Below are 10,014 nucleotides of genomic sequence, written 5' to 3'. Positions count from 1 at the left end.
TGAACGTCCATTACGCAGCGGTGCAACGCCAACAAAGCAGCCATAAACGGCGCGAGTTAGCGCGACATAGATAAGGCGCAAATCTTCCGCTAATCGTTCTTTATCAGCTTGCTGTAAGGCGGCATCACTTTTCATCATATCAAGTACGGTTTTACCGCTGGTCAGGTCATAATATTTTCCTTCTTGCGCAACCCGATAGCTCAAGGCAAAAGGTAAAAAAACCAAGTCATATTCAAGCCCTTTCGATTTATGAATGGTGACGATTTGCACCAGGTTTCGCTCTGATCCAAGGCGCAACATCGCATCATCATGGCTACTGCCCGCTTGAGCATCCTCGATCGATTGAGCGAACCAGCGCAATAAACCATGATCACTTTCAAGCATTTGAGTCGCTTGTTGCAGTAACTCACTCAAGTGCATAAAATCGGTCAGTTGCCGCTCACCATGGGTCTCAGCAAGCCAGCGTTCTGCTATATGTCGCTGGCTCAATACTGAGCGTAACATGGGTAGCACACCACGCTCTTGCCAAAGCTTTCGATAATACTTGAATTCATGTTGTACCGTTTCCCACTCATTTTCATCATTATTGAGTAAATCTAACTGAGCGGCATTCAGGGCGAACAGGGGGGAAGCGAGTGCACTACGTAACGCTTTTTCATCTTCTGGATGTAAAACAGCCAGCAACAAGCGCTGAATATCTGCGGCAACCACACTGCTAAAAACGCTGTCTCGATTTGAAAGATAAACACTGGCAATGCCTTGCTGTGCCAACGCTTGTTGAATTAAACGCCCTTCACTGCCAGTACGCACGAGTACCGCAATGTTTGCCGGTTCGATAGCTCGATGTAGCTCAAAATAAGCCTCTCCCTGCTGAGCGGCTGTTAATAGTTTCTGAATCTGACTGGCAGTCGCGTCCGCCATGATTTTTTGGTAGTCCCCTTTACTCACCGGTGCATCAGCCTGCTGATACCAATATGTTAATGCTGGCTGAACTTGCCCTGCTAAAAACCACTGCTTTTGCGACGCTTTCGGGCTAGCCTGTACCGGGTAAAAGGGAATGTCTTTATCATAAATAAAAGGGCTATCTGGCTGAGTAAATAACTGGTTCACCGCTGCCACCATTTGCGCGCTAGAACGCCAGTTAGTACCTAATGTGTAATGAGCTGTAACCTGATTTCTTGCGGTAATATAGGTAAAAATATCAGCACCACGAAAGGCATAAATAGCCTGTTTAGGATCACCGATCATAAACCAACCGCAGGTCGGATGCGCCAAATAGACGTGGCTAAAAATATGGTACTGCAATGGATCAGTGTCTTGGAACTCATCAATCATCGCCACCGGATACAACTGACGAATTCGCTCTGCTAATATCCCTTGTTCATCTTGCGCAAGGGAAGCTGATAATTGGCTCAATAAATCATCAAAAGAGAGCCATTGCTGGCTCGATTTTGCGTTAGATAATAACTGTCGACAAACCGTTATGGCATGAGCCATCAAAGGCCCCTGTAAACCGACCGGTTGAGCAAGAAAAGAGTCAATAGTGACAAATAATGGATGATGAGGTGCATTTCCTTTCGGCGTTTTTTCAATAAGAACCGATTGAGAAAAACGACTCAATACATCGGGAATATCATAAGTGATTGTCGCACTAGCCGCCCAAGAGGAAACGCGCTTAATCCATTCCGGTAACGATTTTTTTGTATAGCTCCGTTTATTCACATCTGAATGGCTAATGATCGTCTCAATGTCTTGTTCAACGGCTCGCCATTGCTGTTTCACCGCTTCTATTTTTGCCAACTGACTCTGATGTAATGCGGCAAGATCGTCACTCATCATGGGGGGAATAAAACAAAGGGCTTCACCACTTAAATATCGGCCAATGCTATCTAGTAAGGCTTGAGGTGAAGGCCATAAACGGCGAATTTCTCCAGCAAGGTTAATCGGAAGTGGGTAAAATTGTCGCCGCCAGTAGTCGGCCACGACTTGCGCTTTTAATTGGCTTTCATCGGTAATAAATTCATGATCAAAACGCATTCCTGATTCAAACGCATTCTGGGTCAACATACGCTGACAAAAACCATGGATGGTATAGATCGCCGCTTGATCCATCTGTCGCTCAGCATTCAATAGAAGCTGAGCAGCAAAAGCATGATCGGTGATCTGTTCAAGTAACGGTTTAACGACCGGATCATGACTACTACCACGGCTAAAAGCGATACGAGCCTCATGAATACGACGACGAATTCGATCTCTTAACTCAGCGGTCGCCGCTTCGGTAAAGGTCACCACTAAAATCTGGTCTACGGTCAACGCTTGGTTGTGCCGAGTCTGCAGAGTGCCGTGTCCTAAAAGTAGTCGCAAATATAACCCGGCAATGGTAAAGGTTTTTCCTGTACCCGCCGAAGCTTCAATTAACCTTGCTCCATGCAAAGGAAACGTTAAAGTATCTAACGGGAGCGGGACAATAGTGTCGATATTACTCATCATTTACTCTGCTACTCTGCTTTGAGATATCTATGAATACGAATGTGATCTGGATTGAATTCTTCTATCTGCTCAAGCTGAAACGCCTGAGTACCGAAAGATATGAGAGCTGACTCACGGTGCAGTGCATAGCAACCGATTACACTGCGCCGCATTAATGGAGTACAGCTAACAACTTCTCAACCATTCTGGTCCCTCTGACCTGTGGCCGTACAGCAAACGCCCTACACTAATAATGATTTACTGGCGGCCACCTTACTCTTTTTGATCCGCGCTATCTTGCCGCGATAACCTTGCTGGTTGAATCACCAAGCTGGCCAATAAGCGCACCTGTTTGGCCAGTTCATCATTCCATTCAGGCCAAATTCGAGCAATGTAATCATTACTTCCTTCACCTGGTGAGGAGTAACTCTCGTTAAAAGTATCTGCCATTTTTTTCAGCGCTTTTTGTTCATCCTCAACCCATTTCCCACGGCTAAATCCGGCTTCCACCGCCGCTAAAGCCGTTTTAGGAAAGTAAGGTAAAGGTGCGGTCATCCCTTGATAATATAAGGATACTAATTCTGTTAATCGCGTTTGGGCCTCGGTAGTCTCTGCCAAAATTGGAAAACAATAGTGAGTGACTCCCTCTTTACGATCATAACCAATCAGGTGCGTGACAGCTTGATAGCCCATGGCAGCAAAAACTAAGTGATCAAGCCAAGCGGCGAGGAGATCTTGTGCGCGAATCGCTCCGCTACGATAGCGCACCAAACCCGATTGATACACTTGCGTCAGCCACCCCGTTAACCATATCGGTTTATCCGCGCCGAATGGATGCAATGTCATGGATATTTCAACATCAGGCTGTGGCTGTTGACATAACGTATGAATGCAATCGAATAAAGCTTCCGCTTGAACACGATTCGTCTCTAACTCTAAAGCACCAAAAGCGCCGATTGGCAAACGTCCTTGCGCACGTTGCTGAGCGGCAAACACGTTTAATACTTCTTCCCTTGCCAACGACTGTGGCTGATTAAGTAACGTCGCCAATAACTCATCGCGTAACTGATAACTCGCCAAACCATTTAACGCGAAAGGCTCCTCATCTTTAAGTACATTGAGCGGAGCCTCAAAAGTGACTTTTAATCGGCGTTGAAAAAAATAGCGCACGGGTAAGCGCCAAAAACGTTGCAGTTCAACCCAATCTAACTCAAGAGGATAACTCACTCCCAGCAGATAATCGTCAACTGGCTGGTTAAAAGCTAAACTCGTAGAGCCTTGTCGCAATGCGGCGGGTAACCACTCTTTGGCATAGCTTTTCATTTGCCCCTCAAAAGCCTGCGGACTAAATGGAACCATGGCATGTTGTAGCGTCAATTGAGTTAATAACTTTTCACCCGATTCATCGCTAGGTAAGGTTTCGTCCCCCTGCAAACAGTAGTTTTGCTGGCAATATTCCAATAGTTCACTCACCAGAACTGAAGGTGCTTTGATGCTGTTGTCCTGTATTGAGCGACCAACGTAGCTGATATAAAGCCGCTGTTGTGCCGATAAAATTGCCTCTAAAAACAGATAACGATCATCATCACGTCGAGAACGATCACCCGGCCGGATCCGTCGGCGCATCAAATCAAACCCTTCTGCTGGCATGGTACGGGGATAAACACCGTCATTCATACCAAGTAAACAGACTACATTAAAAGGGATAGAACGCATCGGCATTAGGGTACAAAAATTAACTTGACCGGCTAAAAACCGAGGGCTAACACGTATACTTGATAATTGATTGTGCAGATATTGACGAAGGATGGCCGGTGCAATGGCTTGTTGATAACCCGCCTCCTGTAGTGTGTCTTGTAGCACTGCTAAGGTTTCATGGATCGACTGTAAAGCGATTTCAGCGGAAATGTCGACCCAAAAACCATCCGCTAATAATTGTGAAAGGGTCTCGCGCCACTCCGTAATCGATTGAGTTTGGGCTAAACGCCAACGATACTCACTGACCGTTTGGATAAAATGGGCTAACTTACCCGCTAATTCAGCACTCATACCTTGCACTTCATTGTAAGGGGCAAGCGGCATCTCACCCACATCAACAATGCTCGCACGGCTTGACATCGCATAACCGAGTAACATACGTTGAATACCAAACTGCCACGTATTTTGTTCCGTGGCGGGTAAGTCAAACTCTTGCGCCGTTTCACCATTCAACCCCCAGCGAATGCCGCTTTCTTCCACCCAATGCTTAGCAATAGCAAACTCTTCTTCACTGATATCAAAGCGCGCCAATACCGCAGGCGTTTCTAATAACTCTAACAACTCAGAAGCTAAACAACGGGACAGGGGCAAAGATACCCACTGCATGAAAGCATGCAGTATCGGGCTTTCTTGAGTACTAGCACGATCAGAAATCGAATAAGGAATAAACCGCTCTCCCGGCGCATTGCCAAACACCGCTTGTATGTATGGGCTATAAGCATCAATATCCGCAACCATTACAATCACATCTCGCGGCTTAAGTGATGGATCACGATCAAACATTGCCAATAGTTGATCGTGCAACACTTCAACCTCTCGCATCGGGCTATGACACAGGTGCAGAGTCAGTGAATCATCACCGTGTTCAAGCGCGGGTTTATGTTCACTACTGGCTAACCACTGATCATTATGATGCTCTTGTAGGTGTAAAATATCCGCCTGAATATGATGCAACAAGCTATCGCGCGGAATATCAATAAAAAGTTCCAACTCTTCATTCTGGCTCTGCTCTAGTAAAAACAGATTATCTCTTCCCAATTTTCCTAAAGATGCCAGCAAACTGTGCCCTATGGCTTGCTGTGTATGGAGATCGTCACTTAAATAGTCACTGATATTTCCTTTCAATGGGGATGCCTCACCACTCACCATCAATTGTTGCTCAGCCAGCGCTATTTTTTTTCGTCGTTGCGTTTCAAGTCGAGAAAGATAGTGGTGATCTCGGATCTCTCCCCAATAATGCTGACAAGGGTTAGTAAACATCAAGTGCACATCAATATGTTCACCGATAGCTTTTAGAGCATCTAAATAACGAGGAGGTAAAGAAGAGATACCAAAAATAAATAACCGCTTCGGCAATTGTTCGAGCGGAATGTGACCACTTTGCAGTTGATCAATAAAAGTTTGGTAAAGATTGGCTCGATGATAATGAGATTGACCTTGAGCAAGGGTGTCATCGTACAAGGCTTTCCATAAGATAGGCTGCCAAGGATGCTCGTCTTCGATTTCTGCAACAGTTTGATCCGCCTCCCAAGCGGCGATCCAATCTGGACGGTAAACCAGATAACCGTCAAAAATATCGGCAATTTTTTCAGCCAATTGATAACGTTTAGCTTGATCTGAATCCTCAGTTAAATAACGACGTAGTGGTGCAAAATCTGGCAAATCAAGTAAGTCTGGCAATAAGCGCATTAACTTCCAACTCATGGTTTGCTTGTTAAAAACACTGCGCGTTGGAACATGGGGAATAATTGTCGTAAACATCTGCCAAATAAAACTGGCGGGAAGCGGAAATTCAATGTTAGCCGCGACCCCCATCTCTTTGGCTAACGCCATTTTGAGCCATTGAGACATCCCTGTGCTTTGCACCAAAATATGTTCTTTACGAAAAGGATGATTGAGCGGATCATTTTTGATCAGATGCACTAAAAGAATTTTTAGTGTTTCGATATGATTAGAGTGGTAAACCGTAAACACAATGCACTCACACTACGTAGCCCTTGGTAAAGAGCAGAGTAGCATAAGTGCATTTAACTGAATAATGTTCCTGACCTAAACCATTAAAATTAGGCCTGACTGACCACAGTTCGAGCGGGAAGATAAAACATCAGATAGCGCAATGCGACATAACCCACAACCAAAGTAGCGATCATTAACTCACCAACAGCCAACAGATGTACCTGTTCAATATAATGTGGCGCGACAGAAACCTTTTCCATCCAATGGGTCATTTTAAATAGTGCCGTTGCACCGATAACCATTGGGAAAGTAAACGCAGCATAACCTGGACTAAAGGGCAAACGCAGCAACTGAGTAAAAGCCAAGTAAATGATGGCTGTCATTAAAACCGCTATTCCAAACAGCAGCGCAATAATGACTGGCGATGGTTCAGCGGTTACGGTTAAGTAGCCCGCTAACGATAAGCTTGCAGGTGCAGCTAAAATTGCTAAAGTTGGTTTGGCCGCATCAGGTACTTCATGCGTGAACATAAAGCGATAAATCATCATCGGTAACATGACAGCATAAACCACCATACCAAACAGCAGAGCACCTTGGGCAATCGGTGCTAGTGCTGGGTTTCCTGAAAAAGAAACATCTGCCACAATAATCCCCACAGGAGGCACAAACCAACTGGGCACCATATGGTGTAGTTCAAATGCTTTGGCGCGATGGTAAGTAAAACTGACCAAAAAAATCACATGTAACACTACTGCCAATAACCAAAGGCTATCCCCCGCCATAGGAAAAAACTGCCCGACGGAATGTGACACCACCATAGACGCCATAGCAAATGTCGGTACCACACTACCGACCACTGGATGCGCTAAATCTTCTCGTAATGCATGGTTATGCCATAAAAACTTCATCGCCAAAATCAACAATAAAACACTGGCAATTGCCGCACCAGACCACTGGCCGACCCCATGTAAATCCGCCGCATTTTCCCAGCTCCAACCTAAGCTGGCAATACCGAGAGCCAAACCTGCCATGGGGGTTGGCGCTCCCATCACTTTTGTTTTTGCTGCTTGAATCATATCGACCTCAATACACAACACCATTGCTAATTAACGGCATAATACGCTTGCTTAATGTTTGAATATATCTAATTATTTATAACAAACGTTCAATAAAAGTAAACGCCTATGAGTTTCCCTATTTCACTAAAGCAACTCAACGTCTTTATGATGATTACCCAGCATAAAACTTTGACCGCAGCCGCTGAGTCATTATTTCTTTCCAAAGCGGCCGTGAGCATGGCGTTAGCTGAATTGGAAAAGCAATTAGGGCATGCATTGTTCGATAGAGTTAATAATCGACTAATTCTCAACCAAGAAGGCCACAAGCTACTTCCTTTCGCTGATGAGCTGCTGGGCCGAGCAAAAGATCTTCATCATCTCTTTGATGAAGACAGCACCCTCTCTGGTCAGTTACGAATTGGAGCCAGTGATACAATTGGAAATCAAGTTGCTCCCTACTTATTAAGTGCTTTTCGACAGCAATTTGATCATTATGCGCAAAGTTTGTTTATCTCCAATACGGCACTGATTTGCCAAAAATTAGTCGATTACGAACTTGATGTCGCCTTAATCGAAGGAAAAACATTACACCCTGAATTGCTGGCCAAAGAGTTTGCCCATGATCAAATGTGCATTATTTGCTCTCCTTCGCATCCACTGGTTAAGAAAGCCGATATTCGTGTCGCTGATTTTGAACAAAGCCAGTGGGTATTACGCGAATCTGGCTCTGGCTCTCGAGAGTTTTTTATGCGGGTGATTGCGCCTCGCATTGAGCAATGGCAAGAAAGTTTCGAACTCAATACTACCGAGGCATTGATCAATAGTGTGTCTGCGGGTCTGGGGCTAGGGTGCCTGTCACAATTAGCCGCACAATGTGCACTCAACGATGGGCGAGTTCGTCTATTGAACGTACCACTGGATATGAAACGTCGATTTTGGGTACTGGTTCATAAAGAAAAATACCAAAATCCACTACTAAAAAACTTTATCGCGTTTTGTCACCAGTGGCCCGGCTGACCTCTCAATTTTAGTGGCTTATCTGGACTTTACTCCACAAAAACTGTATAAAAAGCCAGTAATTTTTTTAGCACAATGTAGAGGATGAACCATGGCCGTCATCGTTAAGTACGTGGTGGAGCGCAACGGAGAAGAGAAAATGACATTTACCTCGAAAGCCGAAGCTGACGCTTATGACAAAATGCTGGATATGGCAGATGAGTTATTTGAGCTGTTAGGTAAAAGCGCTCTGATCGACGAAGAAAGCAAGCAAGAAGAACTCGCTCTTTTCTTGGCACAAAATAAAGAAGAGGTGTTAATCGCTCTGGGTGCAAAACGTAAACCCACTCCACCGAAAAAACCGAAAGCAGTCAAGAGTGATGAACCCGTCGATGATGCCGCTTAAGCCTGTTAAACCGTTGCCTCGCAGCGGTTTTTCTATCTAACAAGACATATCTATCGTTAAAAAGACAAAAGGTATCGGTCTACAGACGGATCAATCATCCCCCCTTTCTTCCCGTTCAGACTCTCTTTAAGATATCTTTTAACATCGCAATAACGCCGCTCACCAACAAAGTTAGTCAACATTAACCAATGTATGAGTGGCCACATTAAGTCATCAACAATATGATGGAATTAAGCCCTTATTTATGGAGAACTCACATGGCGAATTTTGCCCTTGGCTTTGGTACGGCCACAAAAAATCGTAACGGAAAAATTATTGAGGCATTTTTCCCTCATCCTGTTCTTAACCCAAGTGATGCGCTCGTTAGTGCTTTGGCGAACATTTCAGGCTATCAACAAGGCAACCAAGCTTTAGAAATATCAGCAGAACAAAGCGCCCAATTAGCTAATGCTTTTGCGGCCAATGGTCAAGCGGCTAATGCTGCCTTGGCCGATAAAGCGGCAAAATCTACTCAGCCGTTAGTATTGGTGATTCTCGCCACGGATGATAAACCACAAACCGTGGCTGAAGGCTTCTTAAAACTTCAACTCATTTCACACCGCCTAGTCCAGCCTCATGGCACAGTGCTCGAAGGTATTTTTGGTTTACTACATAATATTGCGTGGACCAACGAAGGGCCTATTGACCTTCCTGAACTGGCAGAACGCCAAATTGATGCTCGTTTAGCGGGGCGTTCATTGAGTGTCGATTGTGTAGATAAATTCCCGAAAATGGTTGATTATATTGTCCCTGCCGGGGTTCGTATTGCTGATACCGCTCGCGTTCGCCTAGGCGCTCACGTTGGCGAGGGAACCACGGTTATGCACGAAGGTTTTATCAACTTTAATGCCGGAACTACCGGAGTAAGCATGGTTGAAGGGCGTATCTCGGCTGGTGTGATGGTCGGCAATGGCTCCGATATCGGTGGTGGTGCTTCGATTATGGGCACGCTCTCTGGTGGAGGAAAAGTCGTGGTGTCTATTGGTGAAAACTCTCTGCTCGGTGCCAATGCTGGCCTTGGCTTCCCATTAGGTGATCGCTGCACCATTGAGTCCGGCCTTTATGTCACCGCTGGAACCAAAGTTCGTATGCTAGATAAAGAAGGCAATGAAGTCGAAACCATCAAAGCCCGTGAACTGGCTGGGGTTTCTGATCTACTTTTCCGTCGTAACTCACAAACCGGTCAAGTGGAATGCTTAGCGAACAAATCTGCCGTGCAACTCAATAGCGAACTACATAGTAATAACTAATTGATTTTGTTATATAATTAATAACATTAACTCACTCATGACTAGGGCCGGTTTTTTCTGGCCCTATATATTGCCAGTCGTT

General features: G+C 45.1%; 6 protein-coding genes. 3 read left to right on the top strand and 3 right to left on the bottom strand.

Annotated elements, in window-relative coordinates; genetic code table 11:
- From recB to B7C60_RS12115, 3 genes are all read right to left on the bottom strand, one after another.
- A partial coding sequence (recB, locus tag B7C60_RS12125) for an exodeoxyribonuclease V subunit beta (RefSeq protein ID WP_245869386.1) occupies positions 1 to 2,487 on the bottom strand: 2,487 nt, incomplete at its 3' end.
- Between the two features lie 255 nt (positions 2,488 to 2,742).
- The gene (gene recC, locus B7C60_RS12120) at positions 2,743 to 6,201 is read right to left on the bottom strand and encodes an exodeoxyribonuclease V subunit gamma (protein WP_099611870.1); all 3,459 of its coding nucleotides are present in this window, start codon (positions 6,199 to 6,201) and stop codon (positions 2,743 to 2,745) included.
- Positions 6,202 to 6,290: 89 nt separating this feature from the next.
- On the bottom strand, positions 6,291 to 7,259 hold the full coding sequence (locus B7C60_RS12115) for a TDT family transporter (protein ID WP_099611869.1): 969 nt from the start codon (positions 7,257 to 7,259) through the stop codon (positions 6,291 to 6,293).
- 108 nt (positions 7,260 to 7,367) lie between these two features.
- Between B7C60_RS12115 and B7C60_RS12110 the strand changes: the two genes are divergently transcribed.
- The 3 genes from B7C60_RS12110 to dapD all read left to right on the top strand — a co-directional run bounded on the left by B7C60_RS12110 (position 7,368) and on the right by dapD (position 9,932).
- The gene (locus B7C60_RS12110) at positions 7,368 to 8,258 is read left to right on the top strand and encodes a LysR family transcriptional regulator (protein WP_099611868.1); all 891 of its coding nucleotides are present in this window, start codon (positions 7,368 to 7,370) and stop codon (positions 8,256 to 8,258) included.
- 91 nt (positions 8,259 to 8,349) lie between these two features.
- The gene (locus tag B7C60_RS12105) at positions 8,350 to 8,643 is read left to right on the top strand and encodes a YebG family protein (protein WP_099611867.1); all 294 of its coding nucleotides are present in this window, start codon (positions 8,350 to 8,352) and stop codon (positions 8,641 to 8,643) included.
- 257 nt (positions 8,644 to 8,900) lie between these two features.
- Entirely contained in the window at positions 8,901 to 9,932 is a 1,032-nt protein-coding gene (gene dapD, locus B7C60_RS12100) for a 2,3,4,5-tetrahydropyridine-2,6-dicarboxylate N-succinyltransferase (protein ID WP_099611866.1), read from the top strand.
- The last annotated feature ends 82 nt before the right edge of the window (positions 9,933 to 10,014 follow it).

The sequence above is a fragment of the Vibrio fujianensis genome (assembly GCF_002749895.1).
GTDB lineage: Bacteria > Pseudomonadota > Gammaproteobacteria > Enterobacterales > Vibrionaceae > Vibrio > Vibrio fujianensis.
This window is presented reverse-complemented; position numbering and strand designations above follow the sequence as displayed.

Excerpts from the sequence above, each read along its gene's own strand:
- B7C60_RS12115 (WP_099611869.1), bottom strand. The coding sequence starts at position 7,259 with ATGATTCAAGCAGCAAAAACAAAAGTGATGGGAGCGCCAACCCCCATG.
- B7C60_RS12110 (WP_099611868.1), top strand. The coding sequence starts at position 7,368 with ATGAGTTTCCCTATTTCACTAAAGCAACTCAACGTCTTTATGATGATT.
- B7C60_RS12105 (WP_099611867.1), top strand. The coding sequence starts at position 8,350 with ATGGCCGTCATCGTTAAGTACGTGGTGGAGCGCAACGGAGAAGAGAAA.
- dapD (WP_099611866.1), top strand. The coding sequence starts at position 8,901 with ATGGCGAATTTTGCCCTTGGCTTTGGTACGGCCACAAAAAATCGTAAC.